This window comes from Isoptericola croceus, assembly GCF_029382255.1.
GTDB lineage: Bacteria > Actinomycetota > Actinomycetes > Actinomycetales > Cellulomonadaceae > Isoptericola > Isoptericola croceus.
The window spans coordinates 1-272 of record NZ_JARLLG010000262.1 but is presented as its reverse complement, the minus strand read 5'-3'; the positions used below and the strand labels follow the sequence as shown (position 1 = coordinate 272).

The following is a 272-nucleotide window of genomic DNA, read 5'->3' as shown; positions in this document are numbered from 1 at the left end:
CCACTCGACAGCCATCCGCCAGAGATGTCATGAGTATATTGTCTGGTTTGAGATCTCGATGAACAATGTTTTGATCGTGTAAGTATTCTAGTGACATCAAGATTTGTCGAACAATGACAGCGGTTTCGATATCATTTAGCATTCCCCCTTTATATTCGAGAAAGGAGAAGAGATCCCCGGCAGTGATAAGGTCCTGGAAGATGTAACTGTCTTCATTCAGTTCAAGGTCGAGCTCTCTAGGATTACGCACTCACATCGTATTCTGCGTCTTT

General features: G+C 43.4%; 1 protein-coding gene. It reads right to left on the bottom strand.

What is annotated here, in order from left to right; translation table 11 throughout:
- Positions 1–250: protein kinase domain-containing protein (locus PZC42_RS23140; RefSeq protein ID WP_368860288.1), on the bottom strand; the 250-nt coding region annotated here is incomplete at its 3' end.
- Positions 251–272: the final 22 nt, after the last annotated feature.